The sequence below is a fragment of the Pseudarthrobacter sp. TE3704 genome (assembly GCF_056279405.1).
Genome location: NZ_JBWCCJ010000007.1, coordinates 211968 through 234661, shown reverse-complemented (window position 1 = coordinate 234661; position 22694 = coordinate 211968). Strand labels below are relative to the sequence as shown.

Annotated in this window: 20 protein-coding genes; 13 read left to right on the top strand and 7 right to left on the bottom strand. The window is 61.6% G+C overall.

The window, feature by feature from the left end:
• Window positions 1-3: 3 nt before the first annotated feature.
• The 9 genes from ACZ9BC_RS18640 to ACZ9BC_RS18600 all read left to right on the top strand — a co-directional run bounded on the left by ACZ9BC_RS18640 (window position 4) and on the right by ACZ9BC_RS18600 (window position 9872).
• A complete protein-coding gene (locus tag ACZ9BC_RS18640; protein WP_476247234.1) occupies window positions 4-1491 on the top strand; it encodes a PTS fructose transporter subunit IIC in 1488 nt (495 codons plus the stop codon).
• Window positions 1488-1949 carry a PTS sugar transporter subunit IIA gene (locus ACZ9BC_RS18635; protein WP_476247233.1) on the top strand — a complete coding sequence of 154 codons (462 nt, stop codon included), beginning with the start codon at window positions 1488-1490 and terminating at the stop codon, window positions 1947-1949. Before ACZ9BC_RS18640 ends, ACZ9BC_RS18635 begins: the two co-directional genes overlap by 4 nt.
• A 221-nt stretch (window positions 1950-2170) precedes the next feature.
• Window positions 2171-2923 carry a DeoR/GlpR family DNA-binding transcription regulator gene (locus ACZ9BC_RS18630; protein WP_476247232.1) on the top strand — a complete coding sequence of 251 codons (753 nt, stop codon included), beginning with the start codon at window positions 2171-2173 and terminating at the stop codon, window positions 2921-2923.
• A gap of 234 nt (window positions 2924-3157) precedes the next feature.
• A complete protein-coding gene (locus ACZ9BC_RS18625; protein WP_476247266.1) occupies window positions 3158-4387 on the top strand; it encodes an ABC transporter substrate-binding protein in 1230 nt (409 codons plus the stop codon).
• Between the two features lie 60 nt (window positions 4388-4447).
• On the top strand, window positions 4448-5416 hold the full coding sequence (locus ACZ9BC_RS18620) for a carbohydrate ABC transporter permease (RefSeq protein ID WP_476247231.1): 969 nt from the start codon (window positions 4448-4450) through the stop codon (window positions 5414-5416).
• A complete protein-coding gene (locus tag ACZ9BC_RS18615) occupies window positions 5413-6309 on the top strand; it encodes a carbohydrate ABC transporter permease (protein ID WP_476247230.1) in 897 nt (298 codons plus the stop codon). Before ACZ9BC_RS18620 ends, ACZ9BC_RS18615 begins: the two co-directional genes overlap by 4 nt.
• Window positions 6306-7313, top strand: coding sequence for a zinc-dependent alcohol dehydrogenase family protein (locus tag ACZ9BC_RS18610; RefSeq protein WP_476247229.1), 1008 nt, complete (start codon window positions 6306-6308; stop codon window positions 7311-7313). Before ACZ9BC_RS18615 ends, ACZ9BC_RS18610 begins: the two co-directional genes overlap by 4 nt.
• 7 nt (window positions 7314-7320) lie before the next feature.
• Window positions 7321-8370: a 2-hydroxyacid dehydrogenase gene (locus tag ACZ9BC_RS18605; RefSeq protein ID WP_476247228.1), complete on the top strand. Its 1050-nt coding sequence runs from the start codon at window positions 7321-7323 to the stop codon at window positions 8368-8370.
• Window positions 8361-9872 (top strand): FGGY-family carbohydrate kinase, encoded by a 1512-nt coding sequence (locus ACZ9BC_RS18600; RefSeq protein WP_476247227.1) that lies wholly within the window; start codon window positions 8361-8363, stop codon window positions 9870-9872. Before ACZ9BC_RS18605 ends, ACZ9BC_RS18600 begins: the two co-directional genes overlap by 10 nt.
• A gap of 51 nt (window positions 9873-9923) precedes the next feature.
• Here ACZ9BC_RS18600 and ACZ9BC_RS18595 read toward each other — a convergent pair whose 3' ends face one another.
• Window positions 9924-10721, bottom strand: a complete 798-nt coding sequence (locus ACZ9BC_RS18595; protein ID WP_476247226.1) for a DeoR/GlpR family DNA-binding transcription regulator — start codon at window positions 10719-10721, stop codon at window positions 9924-9926.
• A 256-nt stretch (window positions 10722-10977) separates the two neighbouring features.
• On the opposite strand from ACZ9BC_RS18595, the gene fbaA reads away from it, so the two are divergent.
• The 3 genes from fbaA to ACZ9BC_RS18580 all read left to right on the top strand — a co-directional run bounded on the left by fbaA (window position 10978) and on the right by ACZ9BC_RS18580 (window position 14736).
• Window positions 10978-11997, top strand: a complete 1020-nt coding sequence (gene fbaA, locus ACZ9BC_RS18590) for a class II fructose-bisphosphate aldolase (protein ID WP_476247225.1) — start codon at window positions 10978-10980, stop codon at window positions 11995-11997.
• A gap of 6 nt (window positions 11998-12003) precedes the next feature.
• Entirely contained in the window at window positions 12004-13032 is a 1029-nt protein-coding gene (gene glpX / locus ACZ9BC_RS18585; protein ID WP_476247224.1) for a class II fructose-bisphosphatase, read from the top strand.
• Between the two features lie 225 nt (window positions 13033-13257).
• Window positions 13258-14736: a mannitol dehydrogenase family protein gene (locus ACZ9BC_RS18580; RefSeq protein ID WP_476247223.1), complete on the top strand. Its 1479-nt coding sequence runs from the start codon at window positions 13258-13260 to the stop codon at window positions 14734-14736.
• A 456-nt stretch (window positions 14737-15192) separates the two neighbouring features.
• Here ACZ9BC_RS18580 and ACZ9BC_RS18575 read toward each other — a convergent pair whose 3' ends face one another.
• From ACZ9BC_RS18575 to ACZ9BC_RS18550, 6 genes are all read right to left on the bottom strand, one after another.
• A complete protein-coding gene (locus ACZ9BC_RS18575) occupies window positions 15193-15495 on the bottom strand; it encodes a DUF4193 domain-containing protein (protein WP_476247222.1) in 303 nt (100 codons plus the stop codon).
• 268 nt (window positions 15496-15763) lie between these two features.
• The gene (locus ACZ9BC_RS18570; protein ID WP_476247221.1) at window positions 15764-17179 is read right to left on the bottom strand and encodes a pentapeptide repeat-containing protein; all 1416 of its coding nucleotides are present in this window, start codon (window positions 17177-17179) and stop codon (window positions 15764-15766) included.
• Window positions 17180-17692: 513 nt separating this feature from the next.
• Window positions 17693-18229 (bottom strand): SLATT domain-containing protein, encoded by a 537-nt coding sequence (locus tag ACZ9BC_RS18565; protein ID WP_476247220.1) that lies wholly within the window; start codon window positions 18227-18229, stop codon window positions 17693-17695.
• 5 nt (window positions 18230-18234) lie between these two features.
• The gene (locus ACZ9BC_RS18560; protein WP_476247219.1) at window positions 18235-18702 is read right to left on the bottom strand and encodes a Mov34/MPN/PAD-1 family protein; all 468 of its coding nucleotides are present in this window, start codon (window positions 18700-18702) and stop codon (window positions 18235-18237) included.
• 14 nt (window positions 18703-18716) lie between these two features.
• Window positions 18717-20159, bottom strand: coding sequence for a HesA/MoeB/ThiF family protein (locus ACZ9BC_RS18555; RefSeq protein ID WP_476247218.1), 1443 nt, complete (start codon window positions 20157-20159; stop codon window positions 18717-18719).
• Window positions 20152-21144 (bottom strand): SMODS domain-containing nucleotidyltransferase, encoded by a 993-nt coding sequence (locus ACZ9BC_RS18550; protein ID WP_476247217.1) that lies wholly within the window; start codon window positions 21142-21144, stop codon window positions 20152-20154. Before ACZ9BC_RS18550 ends, ACZ9BC_RS18555 begins: the two co-directional genes overlap by 8 nt.
• A 261-nt stretch (window positions 21145-21405) precedes the next feature.
• Between ACZ9BC_RS18550 and ACZ9BC_RS18545 the strand changes: the two genes are divergently transcribed.
• A complete protein-coding gene (locus ACZ9BC_RS18545) occupies window positions 21406-21972 on the top strand; it encodes a recombinase family protein (RefSeq protein ID WP_476247216.1) in 567 nt (188 codons plus the stop codon).
• Window positions 21973-22694: the final 722 nt, after the last annotated feature.

Sequence of the window (22694 nt, the reverse complement as noted above, 5' to 3'; positions counted from 1 at the left end):
ACAATGGCACCCATCCAAATAGTCGCCGCGACCGGCTGCCCCACCGGCATCGCGCACACGTTCATGGCCCAGGAAGCACTTGAACAGGCCGCAGAACAGCTGGGGGTGACGATCAAGGTCGAAACCCACGGGCAGATCGGCATCGAAAACGCCCTGAGCGCGGCCGAGATCGCGGCAGCCGATGGTGTCATCATCGCTGCGGACAAGGACGTCAATCCCTCCAGGTTCAACGGCAAACGGGTTGTTGACGTTGGCGTGAAGGCCGGTATCAGCCGCCCTGAAGAACTCATCCGGGAAATCATCGCCGGAACAGCCCCCATCCGGGGAGGCAGCCCAACACCCCCTGCCGCTGCGGCGACGCAAACGTCCGCTTCAAGCGAGGACCATGGACTCTTCGGCGATACGACCGTCAAAGCCGGCGGGAAATTCCAGGCCCGCGACCTGTACAAGCACTTGATGAACGGCGTCTCCTACATGCTGCCGTTCGTGGTCGGCGGCGGCGTTCTGGTCGCCCTGTCCTTCCTCTGGGGCATCTACTCAGCCGATCCCGAGCACCCCGAACAGTACAACGAGTTCGCGGCCATGCTGATGGCCATCGGCGGAACCGCGATGGGCCTCATGGTCCCGGTACTCTCAGCTTTCCTTGCTGACTCCATCGGCAAGCGTCCCGCGCTGGTCGTGGGACTGGTGACAGGCCTGGTCGCGTCCAACGGCGGTACCGGGTTCCTGGGCGGAATCGTCACCGGCTTCCTCTCCGGCTACGGCATGCTCCTGCTGGCCAAACTCCTTGACGGGCTTCCGAAGTCGCTGGGCGGCCTGAAAGCCATCTTCATCCTTCCCGTGGCCGGCATCTTCATCTTCGGCTCCATCACCTACCTGATCTCGGCGCCGATGAAGGGCATCAACACCGCGCTGCAAGACTTCCTGTCCGGATTCCAAGGGTCCAACCCCATCCTCCTGGGCTTGATCATCGGCATCATGTGCGCCTTCGACATGGGCGGCCCGGTCAACAAGGCCGCCTACGTCACCGGCGTCGCACTCCTTGGCGACGGGAACTTCTTCTTCATGGCCGCCGTCTCCGCCGCATGCATCACCCCGCCCCTGGTCACCGGTTTCGCAGCGCTGTTCTTCCGCAGGGCCTTTGACGAAAAGACCCGCGACGCCGCCTACGTCAACTTCGCCCTGGGTTCCACCCACATCACCGAAGGTGCCATCCCGTTCGCAGCGAGGAACCCGCTGCTGGTCATTCCGATCCTGATGCTGTCCTCCTCGATCTCAGCGATCCTGACCTTCCTGTTCCAGGTCCAGGTGCCCGCACCGCACGGCGGCTTCCTGGTACTTCCCGTCGTCACCAACGCCCTGCAGTGGATTGCAGCGATTCTTGCCGGCTCCGTTGTCGGCGGGTTCATCTACGGCTACGCCATGCAGCGTCGCACCAACACACACCAGCAACAGGCCCCGTCCGAAGACCAGAAGGAAATCCTCGTATGACAAGCATCCTGGCCCCTGAAAACGTCATCCTCGACGCCACCGCAGCCTCCCAGGCGGAGGTCTTCGACCTCATCGCGGCCAAAGCAGTTTCCCTTGGCATTACCCCTGATGCGGCAGGCGTCGTGGACGGCCTGACCCAGCGTGAGCAGCAGGGAACCACCGGGCTCATGGACGGCATCGCAATTCCACACGCCAAGTCCGAAGCCATCACCAGCCCCGCACTGGTCATCGTCCGGCTGCAGTCAGCCGTCGACTGGGAAAGCCTGGACGGAAAGCCCATCATCATGGCCATCTCCCTGCTCATTCCGGCAGGGGAGGCCGGAACCACGCACCTGAAGCTCCTCTCCCAGGTCGCCCGCACCCTCATCAAACCCGCTGTCCGTGCAGAACTACTGGCCGCCGAACGTGCAGAAACGGTCGTCGATCTTCTCAGCGAACACGTCCTCGCCGGACGCTGACCCCCAAAAAACTCACTTACAGGAGCCCCGCCGTGACCCGCCGGGGCTCCTGGCCTGTCTGGGGTAATTACCGGACATGACCGTTTTTGCCCGCTATGGTCGAAAACGGTGCCCGAGTCCCTAAACCGTAGTGATAGACGCCACAAGGGTGCGACTATTAATGCACCGAAACAGACAGTTCCGGGCACAATCTCCAACAGACGGGCAAGGCTATGTATCCGGTGGAACGCCAAAGGTGGATCATCGATAGCGCCCGTGCTGAAGGCAGGATTGAGGTCCCGGAAGTAGCATCCCAGCTCGGGGTGGCAGTCGAGACAGTCCGGCGGGACCTGAACCTGCTGGAGAAGCGCGGACTCGTGCGCAGGGTCCACGGCGGCGCCATTCCGGTGGAAAAGCTGGGGTACGAAAACCCGCTCGTTACCCGGGGAGCAGTACACCCGGACGAAAAACTGAAGATAGCCCAGGCCGCCCTGGAATTCCTCGACAGCGCGGAATCAATCTTCATTGACGAAGGCACCACAGCTGCCGCCTTCGCAGATGTGCTTGAACCCGTGAGGCCGATGACGGTGGTGACCAGTGCCCTGCCCGTCGCGTGCAAGCTCGCGCCTCATCCGCTGCTGACCGTGCTCATCCTCGGCGGACGTGTCCGCGGAAACACCCTGGGCGCGGTGGATCACTGGGCGACCGGGATGCTCTCGCACCTGGTGCTCGATCTGGCTGTTCTCGGAACGAACGGGGCAACGGGCAAACACGGGCTGACTTGCCCGGATTCGACCGTCGCCTCGGTCAAGGCCGCAGCAGTGGCCGCAAGCCGTCGCACCATCGTCCTCGCCGATCACACGAAGCTTGGCGTGGACTCCAGCATCAAGTTCGCCGACCTGCACGAACTTGACGCACTGATCACTGAACGCGGCGTGGCTGACAGCCTCATCCAACCGTTCAGACGGGTCGGCGTGGAAGTCATCCAAGCCTGACCCCACGCACCACCACCGGCCTCCGGCCGGCCCGTTTTACCACTCTTTACCCCCTGGCCCAGCCACTGCTTTGCCCAAATCCCCTCCAATGAAGGAAGAACTGTGAAAGTACAAAGTAGTATTCGCAAACTCGCAGCCCCGGCCGCGTTCCTTACCGTGGCCGCGCTGGCCCTGACCGGTTGCGGCGCCGGCGGGGGCACCGCTTCCGGCGACGGGAACACCATCAACGTGCTGATGGTGAACAACCCGCAGATGGAAGACCTGCAGAAGCTGACCGCGGACAACTTCACCAAGGACACCGGCATCAAGGTCAACTACACCATCCTGCCGGAGAACGACGTCCGGGCGAAGATCAGCCAGGAGTTCTCCAGCCAAGCAGGCCAGTACGACGTCGCGTCGCTGTCCAACTACGAAATCCCGTTCTACTCCGAAAACAAGTGGCTGGCACCCCTGGACGACACCGTGGCCAACAACGCCGAATTCGACCAGGACGACATTCTCCCCGCCTACACCGCCTCCCTGACCGGCACGGACGGCAAGCTCTACGGAGAGCCCTTCTACGGCGAGTCCTCCTTCCTGATGTACCGCAAGGACATCTTCGACGCCAAGGGCCTGACCATGCCCGAGAAGCCGACCTGGGACCAGGTCGCCGAACTCGCCGCCCAGGTCGACGGCGCCGAAGCGGGCATGAAGGGCATCTGCCTCCGCGGCCAGCCCGGCTGGGGCCAGATCTTCGCCCCGCTGACCACCGTGGTGAACACCTACGGCGGCACCTGGTTCGACAAGGACTGGAACGCCAAGGTCAACGCGCCCGAGTTCACCGCTGCCACCCAGTTCTACGTGGACCTGGTCCGCGACCATGGCCCGGCCGGTGCAGCCCAGGCCGGCTTCACCGAATGCCTGAACAACATGACCCAGGCCAAGGTCGCCATGTGGTACGACGCCACCTCCGCCGGCGGGTCGCTGGAAGCCGAGGCTTCACCCGTGAAGGGCAAGATCGGCTACGTACAGGCCCCGGTCAAGGAGACCGACTCCGCGGGCTGGCTCTGGACCTGGTCCTGGGGCGTCCAGGCTGCATCGAAGAAGCAGGACGCGGCCGGAAAGTTCATCGCCTGGGCCAGCTCCAAGAAGTACGAAGAGCTCGTCGCCGAAAAGCTCGGCTGGGCCAAGGTACCGTCCGGCAAGCGCACCTCCACCTATGAGAACGCCGATTTCCAGAAGGCTGCTCCATTCTTCGAAGCAGAGCGCACCGCCATCCAGAACACCGACCCGAAGAACCCCGGTGTCCAGGAACGTCCGGCCATCGGCGTGCAGTTCGTGGGCATCCCCGAATTCGCTGATCTCGGAACGACCGTTTCACAGGGCGTGAGCTCGGCCATCGCAGGCCAGGGGACCGTCGCTGACGCACTGGCCAAGGGCCAGGAAGCCGCCCAAAAAGTCGGCGACAAGTACAAGAACAAATAACAACCCCACCAACCGTTCCGTGCCCCGCGACAGCGGGGCACGGAACCGCAGGAGACCATCATGAGTTCCGCAACAGCGCTCGACACCCGTTCCGGGAACCGGGCCCCCAAACCTACCAGAGACGCCAAGGCACGTGAACGTGCATTGGCCTGGGCTCGGCGTGCGCCGCTGCTGCCGGCCCTGATCTTCCTGATCATCGTCACCCAGCTTCCGTTCGTCGCGACACTGGTCATCTCGTTCCTGAACTGGAACGCCCTGAACCCGAACGAAACCGGCTTCGCAGGCTTCGATAACTACGTTGAGGTCCTGACCAACGCAGACCTCCGCCAGGCCATCTTCACCACAATCGTCCTGACCGTCTCGGTCGTCCTCGCCAGCCTCCTCATCGGGCTGGGACTTGCCCTGCTGCTGGACAAGAAGTTCATCGGCCGCGGCCTTGCCCGCACCCTGCTCATCGCGCCCTTCCTCGTCGTCCCGGTCGCAGCTGCGCTGGTCTGGAAGCACGCAATCCTCAACCCCACCTACGGGTTGATCAACGGCACCCTGACCTGGATCTGGTCCCTGTTCGGCAGCGACACCCCGCCCCAGCCGGACTTGCTCTCGCAGGCACCGCTGACGGCCGTAATCGTGTCCCTGGTCTGGCAGTGGACCCCGTTCATGATGCTCATCCTGCTCGCCGGTCTGCAGTCCCGGCCCATGGACACCGTGGAAGCAGCGCAGATGGACGGTGCCAGCCCGTGGCACATCTTCACCCACCTCACGCTGCCGCACCTGCGCCAGTACATCGAACTCGGCGGCCTGCTCGGCGCGATCTACATCGTGCAGAACTTCGACGCCGTCTTCACCCTCACCTCCGGTGGCCTGGGCACGGCGAACCTGCCCTACGCCATCTACCAGACGTTCTACTTCGCCAATGAATACGGCCTGGCATCAGCGGCCGGCGTCGTGGTCGTCATCGGCACGATCATTGTGGCCACCTTCGCCCTCCGCACCGTTTTCTCGCTCTTCAAGAAGGAGGCAGGACGATGACCGCCCTGGCATCTGACGCACCCCGCACCACCTTCCGCTCCAACCGCCGACGGGGCAAGAGCCGCATGGACCCGACCCGCAGGAGCACCGGGGCCGGCATCGTGGCCTGGCTGCTGGCGCTACTGTTCGCCGCGCCAGTCATGTGGATGATCCTGACCTCGTTCCACTCCGAGACCGACGCCGCCACCAACCCGCCCTCGATCGCCGCTGACCTGACCCTGGACGCTTACGAGCAGTTCTTCGGCGCCAGCTCCGGCGTCAGCCCCTGGCCGCCGCTGATCAACTCCATGACCGCCTCCGTCCTGTCCACGGTCCTGGTTCTCCTGCTGGCCATCCCGGCCGCCTACGCCCTGTCCATCAAGCCGGTCAAAAAGTGGACCGACGTGATGTTCTTCTTCCTCTCAACCAAGATGATGCCGGTCGTCGCCGCCATCCTGCCGCTGTTCCTCTTCGCCAAGACGGCGGGGGCCTTGGACCAGATGTGGTTCCTGATCCTGATGTACACCTCGATGAACCTTCCCATCGCGGTGTGGATGATGCGGTCCTTCCTTGCAGAAGTCCCGGAAGAGATGCTTGAGGCCGCACAGATCGATGGAGCCAACCTGATCCTGATCCTGCGCAAGGTCGTAGCCCCCGTGGCCATGCCGGGCATCGCAGCGACGGCCCTGATCTGCTTCATCTTCAGCTGGAACGAGCTGCTGCTGGCACGGGTCCTCACCGGCGTTGTCTCCGGCACCGCACCGGTGTTCCTCACCGGTTTCGTCTCCAGCCAGGGCCTGTTCCTAGCCAAGGTCTGCGCCGCCGCAGTCGTGATCTCCCTGCCCGTCCTTTTCGCCGGGTTCGCCGCCCAGGACAAGCTCGTCCAGGGCCTGTCCCTCGGAGCCGTCAAATGAGAGCAGCTGTCATTACAGCTCCCGGCACCATCGAAGTCACCACCGTCAACGATCCAACACCCGGGCCCAAAGACATCGTCATCGAAGTCGCCGCCGTGGGAATCTGCGGGACCGACCTGCACATCCTCGACGGCCACTTCGCCCCCTCACTGCCCATTATCCCGGGACATGAATTTTCAGGAAAGGTCGTTGCCGTCGGCGCCGAGGTCACCGGCTTTCCGGTCGGCTCAAAGGTCGCCGCGGACCCCAACCTGCCGTGCCACGCATGCCGGTACTGCCGGGTCGGCAGATCCAACCTCTGCGACTCATGGTCAGCCATTGGGATCTCTGAACCTGGAGCAATGGCCGAATATGTGGCCGTCCCGGCCGCGAACTGCGTCAGGCTCCCGGAGCACCTGCGGCTGGAGGATGCGGCACTGATTGAACCGCTCTCATGCGCCATCCGCGGCTACGACGTCCTTCGCTCCCGGCTCGGCAGTCACGTCCTGATCTACGGTGCCGGGACGATGGGGCTGATGATGCTGCAGCTGGCAAAGCTCACCGGAGCCGCCACCGTCGACGTGCTCGACACCAACCCGGACAGGGCCGGAACCGCGGCCATCCTGGGCTGCAATGGAGTCTCCGGCAGCGCCGACCAGATCGACCGGCCCGGCGGCTGGGACGTTGTCATCGATGCCACCGGCAACGCAGCAGCCATCCAGGATGCCCTTTCACGGGTCACCAAAGGTGGAACATACCTGCAGTTCGGAGTCGCCGACGAGAACGCCAAAGTCACCATCGAGCCATACCGGATTTACAACCAGGAAATCACCATCACCGGATCCATGGCCGTCCTGCACAGCTATGAACGCGCCGCCGAACTCTTCGCCACCGGCATCATCCCGGCAGAAGTCTTCATCAGCCACCGGCACCCCCTAGAACGCACCGCCGAGGCCTTCGATCTCTTCAAGGCCGGCGGCAGCCGAAAAGTCCAAATCCTTCCCACCCTTATAGAGAAAGCCTGAACCTGCTATGAGTGAGTCCTTCCGCGCCCTGATCATCGGCGACAAGTTCATCCCCACCGACAGCTACGCCGAATACCTCAACGACAGCGGCATCCCCACCAGCTACATCGACTGGGAGGGCACCAAAGCCGAACAGCACGCACTTCAGCAAGTCACTGAGTTCCAGGGCGTCAACGCCGTCGAGGCCCCCGCCGCGCTTTTGGACGCCGTCCACGACGTCGAAGCCCTCGGCCTGCACTTCGCCCCGATCACTGCCGAACTGATCGGCAAGGCACCGAACCTGAAGCTCATCGCCGTCGCACGCACCGGCCTGGAAAACATCGACCTCGAAGAGGCAACCCGGCGCGGCATCGGCGTCGTACCGGCACTGGGCCGCAACGCCGGCGCTGTCGCCGAACTCGCCATCGGGCTCATGCTCTCCGAAGCCCGCAACATCGCCCGCGCCGACGCCAGCGTCAAAGCCGGCGGCTGGCGCAAGGACTTCCCCGGCGCCCGGATCGAAATCGCCGGCCGGAAGATCGGCATGGTCGGCTTCGGACACGTCGGTCGGATCACCAGCGAACGCCTCGCAGGCTTCAAACCGGACATCCTCACCTTCGACCCCTACGCCAGCGACGAACTCCTGAACGAGTGCGGAGTACGCCGAGTGGACACCCTGGACGACGTCTTCCGCGAAAGCGACTTCGTCCTCGTCCAAGCCCGCCTCACCCCCGAAACCGAGCGGTTCATCGGCGAACGCCAGTTCCGCCTCATGAAGCCCGACGCCTACTTCATCAATGGCTCCCGAAGCCGCCTCGTGGACTACGACGCACTCTTCAACATCCTTCAGGAAGGTGCGATTTCCGGGGCCGGACTGGACGTCTTCGATGAGGAACCGCTACCCGAAGACAGCCGCTGGCGTACGCTCGACAACGTGACGATCACCACCCACTACGGCGGCGACACCGAGGACACCAACCGCACCTCCGCGAAGCTGGTCTCCGAAGCCATCACCGAATTCGCCCGCACGGGCAAAATCGCGCGCGCCGTCAACGCAAAGGAGCTCGGATGGGCCTAGGGCCTGCCAGGGGTCAGGAGGGCGAATTCCTCCTGGGCATCGACGCCGGACAAACCTTCACCAAGGCGGTCCTGTTCACCCTCGATGGTCTGGAGGCGGCAGTCGCGTCGACCTCCATACCGGCCCTGTCACCGCATCCACGGTGGCAGGAACGCGACATGGATCTGGCGTGGGAACGCACCGCCCAGGCCATCCGGGAGTGCGTCCAGGCTGCCGGGGTCAGGCCCGAACAAATTCGTGCCGTCGGGCTGTGCGGGCATAACGACGGCATGTACCTCATCGACGCTGAGGGCGCACCGGTGCGCAACGCCATCCTCGCCACGGACGCCCGCGCAACCGAGGACGCCAAACGCCTGGCAGCCGGTGACGGAGGACGAAGGGCGCTGGCAGCCACCGGCCAGGTCCCGGCACCCTACAGCCCCTCGGCCCTGCTGTCGTGGCTGGAACGCAACGAACCCGAGGCCTTGCGCCGCTCCCGCTGGCTGTTGTTCTGCAAGGACTGGCTCAGACTCCAGCTCACCGGCGACATCGCGACCGACCCCACCGAAGCCAGCGCCTCCTTCACCGACCTTCGGTCCCAACGATGGTCGGACGAGGCACTGGAGATCTACGGGCTGCAGGACTATGTGCAGCTGCTTCCGCCGATCCTGGACAGTGCCCAGACCGCCGGGGCCGTCACCGCGCGGGCCGCGGAACTGACGGGACTGGCCGCCGGAACGCCGGTTGTCACCGGCGCCCACGACGTGGACACCGCCGCACTGGGCATTGGTGCCGCTGACGTCGGTGACTTGAGCATCATCATGGGCACGTTCAGCATTAACCAGATCGTCTCCGATGAACCGGTCATCGATACACGCTGGCAAGCGCGGACGTTCCTGGAGCCGGGCCAGTGGCTTCACATGTCCACATCGCCCAGCAGCGCGTCGAACTTTGAATGGGCTGTCCGCACCATGCGGGCAGCGGGGGAGGGGCGCCCGGACTACAACACCGCGGTCCGGGAAGCCCGCCTGAGCGAGCAGTCCGCATTCATCGAGTCCCCACTGTTCCTCCCGTACCTTTTCGGAGCCCCTGCCGGGTTCGGTGGAACGGGTGGAGTTCTGGCCGGCCTGCGTGGGGACCACGGCCAGGGTGACCTGATGAGGGCAGTGCTTGAAGGCATTGTCTACAACCACCGGTGGCATGTGGACGCCTTGCGTGAGCGGTTCGCCCTTACCTCGGCTGCGCGGCTCTGCGGCGGGGGAGCCCGCAACGAGAACTGGTCCCAGCTGATGGCAAACGCCCTGGGCGTGCCGATCGAAATCACTGACGCCCAGGAAGCCGGCGCCCGCGGCGCGGCGTTGCTGGCCGGTATCGGGGTAGGGCTCTACAAAGACAAGGACGAAGCGGTCAGCGCGGCCGTACGCGTGGTTCGAACCCACGAGCCGGACCCCGAATGGAAACCCGTCCTGGACGACAGGTATGCGAAATACCTGGCCCTGGCTGAAGCAACCCGCGTCAGCTAAACATGACAGTAACGTGACCTCCGGCGGCTTGCCCGGAGGTCACGTACTGCTTCAAACGCACTCGACTTTTACTCCGGCATCGCGCAGTGCCGCGAGATCCGACTTCGCGATTCCGGCGTCAGTGATCAGCACATCAATGTCGGCCAGGGTGGCGTGCTGGCTCGTGCTGACCGCCCCGATCTTGCTGTGGTCACAGAGGAATATCCGGCGCCGGGCGCTGCTGAGCATCGCGCGCTTCACGTGCGCCTCGGGCGCGTCCGGGGTAGTCAGTCCCCGCTCAAGGCTGATGCCGTTGGTACCGAGAAACGCGACGTCCACGTTGATTTCAGCCAGCGACCGCAGGGCCCACTCATCTACTTCGGCCAGCGTGCGGCTCCTCAACCGGCCGCCCAGGGAAAAAACGCTCAGCATCGGCCGGTTAACCAAGGTCAGGGCAATCGGCAGTGTATTGGTGTAAACGGTCAGCTCCCGGTCACCAGGAAAGGCCTCGGCTAGTTTTTCAGTCGTTGACCCTGCATCGATCAGGACCGAGCCCTGGGCAGGAAGGTATTCCAGGGCCGCCCGGGCGATCCTGGCCTTTTCCGTGGAGAAACCGGTGCGCGCCGAGACCGCAGGTTCGAAGGACAACGTGTCTGCCGGGATGGCGCCCCCGTGCACCCTTTTGAGCTGCCCGTGACGCTCCAGATGAATCAGGTCCTTGCGGATACTCTCACCGCTGACGCCAAAGTACGCGGCCAGTTCCGCCGTATCCACCCTCTGCTCAGCACGAAGCTTGAGCAGGATCTGCTGATGGCGCTGGTCAGCGAAAGCAGCACGTGCGACTGCATCCTCTTCGGGAGCCGTGGCCATGGGTGTTTCCTTCCAAGCAGGCGGGACAAGCGGTCGGCATGCCACCGGGCGGGCCGCCGCAATCTATTCTCCAGCATGCCCTACAGACGGCCTTTAGACTTGGAATTGCGTGGATAACCTTGTACGCGCTTGGCTTTGTGTCCGGAGTCACATAAGCTGTACTTCGAAGAAAGGCGGCCCGTAGGGGCAAACCCCGCATAGCCCGGAATATCCGGTGGCGCCGCCGCCCGTCCCATTGCACAGCACAGGAGTCAGCATGCCCATCGCAACCCCGGAGATCTACTCCGAAATGATCGACCGCGCGAAGGCAGGCGGCTTCGCGTACCCGGCCGTGAACGTCACGTCCTCACAGACGCTGAATGCCGCTCTGCGCGGTTTCGCCGAGGCTGAGTCCGACGGCATCGTCCAGGTTTCCACCGGTGGTGCCGCGTACTGGTCCGGTGCCTCCACCAAGGACATGGTTGCCGGTTCCCTCGGCTTCGCAGCCTTCGCCCGCCAGGTAGCCAAGAACTACAACGTCAACATCGCCCTGCACACGGATCACTGCCCCAAGGACAAGCTGGACGGCTTTGTCCTTCCGCTGCTCGCTGCCTCCGAGGCTGAGGTCAAGGCCGGACGCAACCCGATCTTCAACTCGCACATGTGGGACGGCTCCCACGAAACGCTCCCCGAGAACCTGCGGATCGCCCGCGAACTGCTCGAGCGTGCGGCCGCAGCAAAAATCATCCTCGAGGTCGAAATCGGTATCGTCGGCGGTGAAGAGGACGGCGTTGAAAACGCCATCAACGACAAGCTGTACACCACCGTCGAGGACGCCCTCGCCACCGTCGAAGCCCTGGGTGCAGGCGAAAATGGCCGCTACATCACCGCTCTGACCTTCGGCAACGTCCACGGTGTGTACAAGCCCGGCGGCGTGAAGCTCCGCCCGGAAATTCTGAAGGACATCCAGGTTCAGGTTGGCGCGAAGATCGGCAAGGAGAGCCCGTTTGACCTCGTGTTCCACGGCGGGTCAGGCTCCTCAGATCAGGACATCGCCGACGCCGTCTCCTTCGGTGTCATCAAAATGAACATCGACACGGACACCCAGTACGCCTACACCCGCCCGGTGGCGGACCACATGTTCAAAAACTACGACGGCGTGCTGAAGATTGAGGGCGAGGTGGGCAACAAGAAACTCTACGACCCCCGCGTCTGGGGCGCCTCCGCCGAAGCCGGCCTCGCCAGCCGAATCGTCGAGGCCGCGCAGCAGCTCGGTTCCACCGGCAAGACCTTCTAGGCAGCCATGCCAAAGGACTCAGCCACCCCTGTCGAAATACCCGCGCGGGCCGCGGCCTCGCAGTCCGAACCGGACCGCAACCTCGGACTCGAACTGGTGCGCGTTACCGAAGCGGCCGCCATTGGTGCAGGCCAATGGGTCGGCATGGGGGACAAAAACGCCGCTGACGGGGCAGCCGTGGACGCCATGCGCTCCTTCCTGTCGACCGTCAGGTTCAACGGCACTGTCGTCATTGGCGAGGGGGAGAAGGACGAAGCCCCGATGCTCTACAACGGCGAGAACGTCGGGGACGGCAGCGGTGCAGCCTGTGATGTTGCGGTTGATCCGATCGACGGGACCAGGCTGGCCGCGCTGGGCATGAACAATGCCCTCGCCGTCCTGGCCGTCACCGAACGGGGCGCAATGTTCGATCCGTCCGCCGTGTTCTACATGGAGAAGCTGGTCACCGGCGCAGAGGCCGCGGACTTTGTTGACCTGCGCCTGCCCGTCCGGCAGAACCTGCACCTGATCGCCAAGGCCAAGGGCGTGAAGGTCAACCAACTCACCGTCGCCGTTTTGGAACGGGAACGGCACGCCGGCCTCATCGAGCAGATACGCGCCGCAGGGGCCCGGACCAAATTCATTCTCGACGGGGACGTTGCCGCAGCAATTGCCGCGTGCGTGCCAGGTACCGGCGTCGACGCCATGATGGGAACCGGCGGCACACCTGAAGGAATCGTCACCGCCTGCGCCGTGAAGACCCTCGGCGGAGTCATTCAGGGCCGGCTCGCGCCCATGAACGAGGAGGAAAGCACCAAGGCCACCGACGCAGGCCACGACCTCTCCAAAATCCTGACCACAAGCGACCTCGTCCGCAGTGACAACTGCTATTTCGCTGCGACCGGCATCACCGATGGAGACTTGCTCCGGGGCGTCAGATACGAAAAGTCGAAAATCACCACGCAGTCCATCGTGATGCGTTCCCGGTCCGGCACGGTGCGACGGATTGACGGGGAACACCACCTGGACAAGTGGTCCCAGTACGGACCCCAATAGCCACCGCGGCCCCTAAAGCCGCGACGGCAGGCTGGCTGCCGACTGCTGCCGGAGGCCGGCCTCCCCGATCCCGCTACCGGCTCTGCAACCACTGGGGTTCGCTAGGAGACTCACGCCGAACCCACTCGAGATCGTCCGCACCCTAATCACCGCCCAGCGAGGACGGATCGAACGGGACATTCGCTTCACAGGAGAACACCCACCCACGCTGAAAGGTAGCTTCACATGACGACGCTGACATCCGCTGCTCTCAACGACCTCCCCGCGCCCATCGCCACACCCACTTACGACCGCTCCAAGCTGAGGACGGGCATCGTGCATTTCGGTGTCGGCGGTTTCCACCGGGCCCACCAGGCGATGTACCTGGACAGGCTTATGAACGCCGGAAAGGCCATGGATTGGGCGATCTGCGGGGTCGGCGTCCTGCCCGGGGATGCCAGGATGAAGGCAGTCATGGACAACCAGGACTGCCTCTACGCCCTGACCGTGAAACACCCTGACGGAACCCGGGACCGGAGGGTCATCGGCTCCATCATTGAATACCTCTTCGCACCCGACGACCCTGAAGCCGTCATCGAAAAGCTCGCCTCACCAGAAACCCGGATCGTGTCCCTGACCGTAACCGAAGGCGGCTACAACTTCCACCACGTCACCGGCGAATTCGACGTAGACAACCCCGATGTCGTCCACGACCTGAAACCCGACGCCCCGCCCCGCACCGTATTTGGACTCGTTACCGAAGCGCTCAGCCGTCGGCGGAAGCGTGGCGTTCAACCGTTCACCGTGATGTCCTGTGACAACATCCAGGGAAATGGAGACGTCGCCCGGAAGATGTTCACGGCGTTCGCGTCACTCAAGGATGCAGAACTTGGGGCGTGGGTGATGGACAACGTCCGGTTCCCGAACAGCATGGTCGACCGGATCACCCCGGTGACCACAACCGAAGACCGTGAAGCAACCGCGGCCGAGTACGGCGTCGAGGACGGCTGGCCCGTCGTGTGCGAACCGTTCGAACAATGGGTCCTGGAAGATTTCTTCACCTTCGGCCGCCCACCGTTTGAAGACGCCGGCGTCCAGCTCGTCGATGACGTCGAACCCTACGAACTGATGAAGCTGCGCCTGCTCAACGCCAGCCATCAGGGACTGTGCTACTTCGGCTATCTCGCCGGCTATCGCTACGCACACGAGGTGTGCCAAGACCCCACCTTCGCCAAGTTCCTGCTCGACTACATGGAAAAGGAAGCCACTCCAACCCTGCATCCCGTGCCCGGGATCGACCTCGGCGTGTACAGGCGGACCCTGATCGAACGCTTCTCAAATGCACACATCCGTGACACGCTGGCGCGGCTGTGCGCCGAATCCTCTGACCGGATTCCGAAGTGGCTGCTCCCTGTGGTCCGCTCCAACCTTGCCAGCGGGGGAGAGATCCACAGGTCCGCTGCAATCGTCGCCAGCTGGGCACGCTACGACGAAGGCACGGACGAACAGGGCCAGCCAATTGAAGTGGTGGACCGCCTCAAGGACCGGCTCATGGCCGCTGCCGCCCAACAGCATCAGGATAAGTTGGCGTTTATTTCTGACCGTGAAATTTTCGGGGACCTCGTCGACGACCCAACGTTTGTCCACGCCTACACCAGCGCCCTCGAAAGCCTGCACAGCAAAGGGGCGCGTGCCACCGTCGCCACGCTGGCGTCCCAGACATAAGGGTGCAAGACGTGGCGGCCGACATCATCGCCACCTCGGCGTAACCCCCGACGTGGCGGCCGACATCATCGCCCACGTCGGCGTAACCCCGACAAATCCCTCCGCGTCGACGACCGTAACCAGCCCGAAGGCAACCCTTTTAGGGGACTCCCCCACTCATTTCAAAGAGCCGATAATTGTGATTATGTAAAGCTGGCGGTGAGAGGGGCTTCCGGGGGGTTGGATTATGGCGCCTTATTTGTCCATTGTTCGAGGCGGCCCAGGGGCACTAAGGAACCGCTTGTAATTGGCGAAGCTCCGGTCAAATAGCGGTTGACCGAAGCTCCGGTGACATTATGCCCACCACAAGCTGAGGGTTTGCTGGGAGGATCAGTGCAGACGAACGGGAACTCCAAGGCCGGGAGCCGCTAGCCTGGTTGGCCGCCCGGAGCGACTCCCGGCCTTCAGGGATTCCGCTTAGCCTTCACACTCGATGCAGTATGCGTGGCCGTTGCTCTCGCGCGCAATCTGGGACCGGTGCCGGACCAGGAAACAGGAATAGCAGGTGAACTCATCCGCCGCCTGAGGAACGACCTGAACGATAAGCTCTTCGGAGACAATTTCTCCGCCGGGGATCAGTCCTTCATCGAGCGCATCGGCTTCGTCCAGTTCGGTGACGACGCTGCGGGCATCGGGAGCGTTGGCTGACTGCAATGCCTCCAGAGAATTGTCCTGGGATTCCTTGACGTCAGAACGGACTTCGTCGTAATCGGTTGCCACGTGGTGATTCTCATTCCTACGTTTTGCCTGGTGTTCTTACTGACGAGACCTGCAACGTACTGCAACACCCCCTTGTTCCCGGTGCGGGACCTGGATGTCTGGAGGCTGCCGATCCCGGGCTAGGCCTTCAAGCAGACGATGCCAGGTCGGATGTATCTGCCCAGGGACGCTGTGAGGAGCTCTTCATTCCCTATCCCTTCGCGAGGTCGCACCGAGCCGGTAAGAGGAGGCCTCCCTATTCGGAGCGTTAGCGGCGTCTTCTGGCTGATTAGGCTCGAACTTTGGGTGGCCAGGTTGGCGGCACGACGTTTTCGGGCTTCGGCATTCGTTGCCCGGGAGGCATGTCGTCATCCCAATCAAATTGAGGAGCAGGGTTCCATTTTTTTGGGCCCCGGAAGGACACCGTGCCCGCTGTGAACTCGGAGCTGCGGAACGATGTCTGTTTCCCGCTGAACGTCGCCTGGTCGAATGAGCAGCGGTCCGCGCTGAATCTCGCCCTGGCAAAGGAAATACGGTCGCCGCTCAAGGTGGCCCTGTCGAATGAGGTTCTTTTGCCGCTGAACGTCGTTTCCTCAAACGAGGTCCGCCCTCCTGCGAACGTCGCCCTGTCAAAAGACGTGTGCCCGCCGCCGAACGTCGCCCTGTCGAACCAAATGCTCTCCCCCTGAAATGAAGCTCCAACGAACCAAGTACGCTCTGCGTTGAACCTCGCCGCGCTGAACAAGGTGCGGGCCCCGCTGAAGGTCACCCTGTCGAACCATGTGCTCTCCCCGGTGAACGTCGCCCCGTCGAACCAAGTGCGCTCGGCGTTGAATGTCGCCCCGCTGAAGTAGATTGGACCCCCGCTGAACATCGCCCCGCGGAACGCGGTACGTTCCCCGGTGAAAATAGCCCCACTGAAGTAGGTTGGCCCCCCACTGAACCTGGCTCCACCGAACCAAACACGCTCGGAACTGAAGGTCGCCCCGCTGAAGTAAGTTTTCCCCGCGGCGAACACCGCACCCCCAAAAGAGGTCTGCTCGCCGCCGAAGGTTGCCCTGTGGAACAACGTGCGCCCCCCACCGAATGTGGCCCCACTGAAGTGGGTCCGCTCTCCGCTAAAGACCGTGTCGATAAAGGAAGTCCGACGACCATTGAAGATCGCCCCGCTGAAGTCGGCAGCTTCCAGCGCTGCGCCCTGAAAGTCGAAAGTGCATGCTGACCACGACTCCGCTGCATCCTCCTGCAAGTGCGCTGCGATGACCCGGACGATGGTCTGCCTGACTTCCTTGTCGTTCTGCCGGTACAGGAACCGGTGAGTCACCCCCTCTCCTTCACGGCCGGGGACGTTGTGCTGGAGTTCACTCAGGTGGTTGGCGCCTAAAGCTGGAGAGTACGGCAGGCGCAGGTAGCCGCATAGAACGTCAACACACTGTTGCCGCGCCGAAGCGAATGCTTCGTCCGCGACACCGGCCATGGCATAAACGCCAGCGAGACGGACCGCCACATCGGAATGGCCGAGTTGGCTCGCTGCAGCACCGAACCGCTCGACGAAGCGGCTCTGTTCTATACCCTGCTGGCGGCGGTAGGCGACGACCAGCGCGACGACACCGCCAATGCCGGCGACGATAGTTAAGGCGAATTGGGTGAGATCCTTGGGTTGGATTGGATCGTTACCGCTGGGAAGAAGCTGGTGCAGGCCCAAATAGGCGGATATCGCAACTACTATCGCCCCGGCTACGGTAGCTAGGACGGCGGTCCAGAGCCTTGCACGCCGAACGACCTGAGCAGTTAGGCGACGAAGTCGGGCGGACTGCCTTTTTGCCACAGACGAACTTCTCTTCCTACCCATGAGCAATATTCACATCTAGGGCTTCACTCTGGAAAGGACTCCCATTGCCTATACGTGCTAGAGGCACGGCGAGAGGACACTCTAGAGGCTGTGATCACCGTCGAGACGAAGCGGCTTACTAGGCCGGCCCGGCGAGCGTGCTGCGGTGACGATACTCCCCCACTTCGCCCCTGGTGGCCACATGAGATGACCGCCGATAGCCGACGTTATGTCAAGCTAGGCAGTTGAAGCTTCCACTAAAGCCCTTTTTAGCGTAGCATCCGTCGGCGCCAAACGCCGCCCTGCTCAAGGTCGCGCCCGAGCGCCAGACGTGGCCTGAGCGGCGACCGAGGTCGTGTAGCCGTATGCCGAGCATCTCATCCGCTGCTAATCAGCCTTCTCGCGAGCTTGAATATCGACGGCATAATTCTGTCCGCCTTTGGAAAGGTTTTCACTTGCTTTCTTGTAAGCAAATCGTGGGATCGGGTCCGACGCCATATTGATAGCGTCAATGCGTGCCGAGTAATCATCAAGCAATTGACGCAGGTCATGAAAATCTCTTGTCGGCACGTCGAGCGCTTGAAATTTTCGCACGGCCGCTTGTATGGAAAGATACTCATTGGCGCTGGTTTGGGCTCGTTCTGCTCTCTTGTCCGGCTTGATTGTTGTATCGGTGGCAGCAGTAACGGCGGCGGCAAGCGCCAAACAGCCGGAAAGTGTCTGCAGTCCGTCCGATGCAAAAGTGAGCACGCCTGCTAGTCCGCTGGCCGCAGCAGTAAAGCCGCCTAGCAACCAGTTCCACAAACGCCAGACTTTGCTCGCCTCGAACTGTCCCTGCGCCGAGTACATAACGCTTTCCTGAAGTCGTTGCGCTTCGGCGTCGGTGGCTGCTCGGAGATCAGGAGTCTGAATGTTGCTGGGCAAGTGTTTTAGCCTTCCGGTTCAGAGGCGCTCGAATGATGTATCAAGACGTCAGAATAGCCGCCGACGAGCCGTCGGCGAGGCTGGCTCAATAGCCCAAAGAAGTAGACCTGATCTGATCCTGGATCGAGTGCCGCCACAATCAGTGCAGCCATCTGCTTATTGCTTTGACTTATTAGCCGCATGGATCGCCGGTCAGTAGCGCTTGGTGGAATGGGGCGAGGGTGGGTATGCCACTCCCCAACATACCCAATCAAGGATTCGCACCCTGTTCTGAGGTAGGGGGCTAATATCTGTTCCGCGGGATGAGAACGTCGGGTGTAGTTGCAAGCATCGGATGCCTCGTCCGGGACAGGTAGAGCATCGTAGACGTAAATTGCTCGGGCACTTCGATAGCCGACCAATATTCCACCGTGCTCGCGCTTCAGAGAGGAACGGGCAGCTGCGCGGAGTGAGTCACGGGCCTGATCAGTCAAATGTATGAAAGTTTTCAACCGAAATCGCGTGTCTCTCCGTTTGGTGATACAGGATGACCCGTTAGAAGCCCGACGATGTGCCGAGTAGCCATTGCAGCTGCTTCCGATACAGCGAAAGGCGGAGTGGTGGATACTGGTTCACCGCATCCAGACTCAAAGGTTTGAGGACCACGCGGAGGACGATTTATCGTCCGAGGCAGGGGAGCTGCGTCGCCGAAAGGGGGCGCAATATCTACTCGAAGCGTTGCGCCTTCGTTCTGTAAGCACGCCGTAACTATCCTCTTTCGAGTTGCCGCGGCGGCGTCCTCAAGCATCAGCGTCACTCCCCCATCTGCTGTCGCATCTACTACGAGGTCAAACTCTTTGACGAGTTTCATCGCATCCGCCGGGTCTCTTAGAGCTGTGGATACAGACCGTATCTGGCCTCTGCAATATGGCTTTCGTTCTAGGTCATTCTTCAAAGCGTCCGATTTAAAGGCGCCGCAAAGCTCCAGGTCATCTATTGAGTGGCGCGTCAAGTTTCCGGGCATTAGGACGTCAAAGTCACGGATGGTCAAATTCCCCAAACCTGCACGGACAAGAGCATCAGAAATGTGGGATCCGAGGGCACCTCCGCCGACTACACACACGTTCTTACTCTGCAGTAGTTCTGAAGTCGAGCCGGAGCGCAGCGCCATGACCGACTGATCCGCCGACGCAGAGAGCAGAAGACGCGGCTGTGGCCCCTGACCAAAATCGTTGACTGTGATAGCGAGGAGCCCCTGCTGCTGTTGCCTGGCATAACGCAAGAGCAAGGCGTCCAAGCGACCACGACGAAGTGCATTGAGGACCAACGCCTTTGCCGGGAGTTTGTTTAGCAAATCACTCCATGACCTGGGAGGTGTTTCTAGCTCTCCTAAGGTTGCGACATACCCATTCAGGAGACCCTTCTTCGTGTTTTTCGGCACCTTACCTGGACCGAGAAAGTGAATCTTGGTCTCCCCCGACTTGAGGCGAACGTATCCGTCCGGCATTTCCTGCAACCCTGGGTAGATGAGGAAGCGCCTGTCAAGCGGAAGTTCTACGTAAGTTTCAATATCCAATGCTGGCGGGTCGTCGGGCCAGCCTTTGTCGCTATTATCGAACCACTCATCAATTCGCTCGAGGAAGGAATCAACATCCCGCCACGGCTGGTGGTTTCGGTCCTCACTGTTGTAGAGACAGAGTTTGCCATTGGATTCCAAATGCCAGGATGCTCGGCGCAGCTCGCCCTTGAGGCGAACCTCCGGGGGGACATATGGAAATCCAGCAGTCAGATTCACCTCGACACGTCTGCCCTGAAGTCGGAAATCTCTAGGTGCCCCTTTTGAGGTGTCGACCATAAGGGTCAACCCACGCCCGACAAGCCGGCTTACGAAGTCCTCACGGACGTATGCCAACTGTTCTTCCCACAGCTGGATGCCCTTGGGCTCATCCAAACCGCATGTCTCCTGCCGTCGTGCTGCGGCTACCAGCCGAGCTGTTTTCCAAGCCGGCCCGCTTGTTTCCGCTGCTATCGAAGCCAGCAGGCATGGGAAAGACGTTCTCGTAATCGTCATTACTGCCAAAAATCTTTTGCAGTTTGAGCGCTGCCTGGCCGGCCTCCGAGTCATCCGTGTCGAAAGCCGCTCTAGCTTCTACGGATGCAGCAGCAAACACTTCGGCGGCGTGGCTGAGTTCGGACTCTTCGTCGAACTCAAGAATCTCCCCCGGCATTGAAGGGTCTGGTAGAACAAACCCTTCAGCCATCCGGCTCAAGACATCCGACACGCCCTCCATCGCCGATGCCAAATATTCAGCCATAGAGGTGCCGGAGACCTGGCCTTCATCGCAGGCTGTGTAGAACGCCATCTCGACGGTAAAGCCACCCAGCTTGGTCCTGCCCATCAAGTTTCGCCGAACCTGGCGAAGAAGCTTCACGCAAGGGACATACTTCCCGTCGTGTGCGTCATTCATCTGCTCTTTGAGTCTCGTCATTTCAATCGGATTCGTAAGGACCCAATCCCCGCTTTTGGTGGGAATCTCCCACGACTCACCAACTGGGCGGGCCGGAACTACGTCAACATACAGCCCGTCGGCGTCGGGGATTTTGACGGTGACGGACCTGTCGAAGCGTTCGATCGCCTCTTCCTTGTATTCAGCGGAGAGTGCAGCGTAGACAGCATCAAGGATCTTCGAAGGCTCAAGACCCTCCGGATACGCATCAAGCCGGCAGAACATATCGACGTCGTATACCCGTCTGATTGATACGCGTCGACCATACGAGCCGATGAGTATCGGATTCACGCCCCATTCCTTCAGGTCATCGTGTGCTGCAAGGAGTTGGCCGACCTCATCGTGCGCAGCTGGCGCGTTGTCCCAATCGTCGTCACTCGGTTCGATATTTGATTGAGCCGTCTGGAACGCAGTCGCGAGTTGAGCCAAAGAATCCTCCTAGTGGGTAACGTCTACACTGTGATGGTCTGACCGTACCTAGTGGCACAGACAATCTGACCCGCCAAATTGGTAGCGGCGCCAAAACCTTAAACTCATTATTGCGAACTATTCTCAAGAAGCAGCGAAGGGCTCAAGGTTTCATCAAGAGTGGCTTCGGAACGTCCTGTCCCTGCTGCCCGCGCTGGGGAGCCTTGACCAAATACGCAGGCAGCCCAAGAATCAATCCCACCAACGAAGGGGGAGGACGGTATGGCTGGGCAGCGGATCGGGTATGTCAGGGTGAGCGCGCTGGACCAAAACGAGAAGCGCCAACTCGAAAGCCAGGTTCTGGACCGGGTCTTCACAGACAAAGCCTCAGGCAGGGACACCGCTAGGCCACAGCTTACGGAACTGCTGCGATTCGCCCGAGATGGGGACACCGTGATTGTGCACAGTATGGATCGGCTGGCACGGAATCTCGATGACTTACGTGCTCTGGTCCAGGGCCTCACGCGTAAGGGCGTCCGGGTGGAATTCGTTAAAGAGAGCTTGGTCTTCACCGGCGAGGACTCCCCCATGGCCAACCTCATGCTCTCGGTCATGGGGGCCTTCGCCGAGTTCGAACGCTCCCTTATTAGAGAACGCCAAAGAGAAGGCATCGCCCTAGCGAAGCAACGAGGCGCCTACAAGGGACGCAAAAAAACGCTCACGCCGGAACGCGCCGCGGAACTGGTCCACCGCGCCGACAGCGGCGTACCGAAAGCACTCCTTGCCCGTGATTATGGAATCAGCCGCGAGACGGTTTACCAGTATCTTCGACACGCCAAACTTGAGTGAAGCCCCTCCCCCGCCGGTCCAGCCCTCATGCGATGGAAGAGCGACACGCTTAAGGAATCACCACTATCGGCTCTTCGAAGTGGTCGGGGGAGGAGCCTTGAGAGAGCGTCAAGGTCGCCTTTTCAATCCTGTATCAGCGATGAACGGAGACAGATGACGCTTACCGCGAAGGCGCTCCATATGCTGGTCCTTCGCGTCTTCTTGTACTGCTGGGACTTGCTCCACCGCTCGGCCCTCAGCCTAAGGAAGCAAATTCGCATGCCACTCCCCCAGCCTTACAGAACGTCGGTTATCGCCGTTTTGAGTACGAGAGTAGAAGTAGCTGCGAGGGCTCCTGTTCCATGACTAATCGGTGTTTCGCTGACGACCTGCCGAGCCGGACTCCGGCAGCTCAACCCGGGACGCTATTATTCGTAGGGCTTTTCGAAGTAGAGCGAATAGGGGCGCAGATGCAACACATACGTGAACATGCGGACTATGAGGCATTTTGCGCATTGGCGCGCATTGCTCTGGAACGCACGGCGGATCGCTTACTCGCCAATTCGTTTACGGACCTGCTTTCGTTGGACAGCAGGTGGCACCCCAACGGCTTTGCGGTGTTTCATGTGGGCGATCATCACGACCTTGGACAACTGCGCCTCCATGTTTGGCCGGACACTGGGAGGGTTAGGCGGCCTGACGACGCCCCGATTCATACTCATGTTTGGCACCTCTGCAGCCGC

Bases quoted from the DNA above. Each gene is read 5' to 3' on its own strand.
- ACZ9BC_RS18640 (WP_476247234.1), top strand. From the start codon at position 4: ATGGCACCCATCCAAATAGTCGCCGCGACCGGCTGCCCCACCGGCATC.
- ACZ9BC_RS18635 (WP_476247233.1), top strand. From the start codon at position 1,488: ATGACAAGCATCCTGGCCCCTGAAAACGTCATCCTCGACGCCACCGCA.
- ACZ9BC_RS18625 (WP_476247266.1), top strand. From the start codon at position 3,158: ATGGTGAACAACCCGCAGATGGAAGACCTGCAGAAGCTGACCGCGGAC.
- ACZ9BC_RS18620 (WP_476247231.1), top strand. From the start codon at position 4,448: ATGAGTTCCGCAACAGCGCTCGACACCCGTTCCGGGAACCGGGCCCCC.
- ACZ9BC_RS18615 (WP_476247230.1), top strand. From the start codon at position 5,413: ATGACCGCCCTGGCATCTGACGCACCCCGCACCACCTTCCGCTCCAAC.
- ACZ9BC_RS18610 (WP_476247229.1), top strand. From the start codon at position 6,306: ATGAGAGCAGCTGTCATTACAGCTCCCGGCACCATCGAAGTCACCACC.
- ACZ9BC_RS18605 (WP_476247228.1), top strand. From the start codon at position 7,321: ATGAGTGAGTCCTTCCGCGCCCTGATCATCGGCGACAAGTTCATCCCC.
- ACZ9BC_RS18600 (WP_476247227.1), top strand. From the start codon at position 8,361: ATGGGCCTAGGGCCTGCCAGGGGTCAGGAGGGCGAATTCCTCCTGGGC.
- ACZ9BC_RS18595 (WP_476247226.1), bottom strand. From the start codon at position 10,721: ATGGCCACGGCTCCCGAAGAGGATGCAGTCGCACGTGCTGCTTTCGCT.
- fbaA (WP_476247225.1), top strand. From the start codon at position 10,978: ATGCCCATCGCAACCCCGGAGATCTACTCCGAAATGATCGACCGCGCG.
- glpX (WP_476247224.1), top strand. From the start codon at position 12,004: ATGCCAAAGGACTCAGCCACCCCTGTCGAAATACCCGCGCGGGCCGCG.
- ACZ9BC_RS18580 (WP_476247223.1), top strand. From the start codon at position 13,258: ATGACGACGCTGACATCCGCTGCTCTCAACGACCTCCCCGCGCCCATC.
- ACZ9BC_RS18545 (WP_476247216.1), top strand. From the start codon at position 21,406: ATGGCTGGGCAGCGGATCGGGTATGTCAGGGTGAGCGCGCTGGACCAA.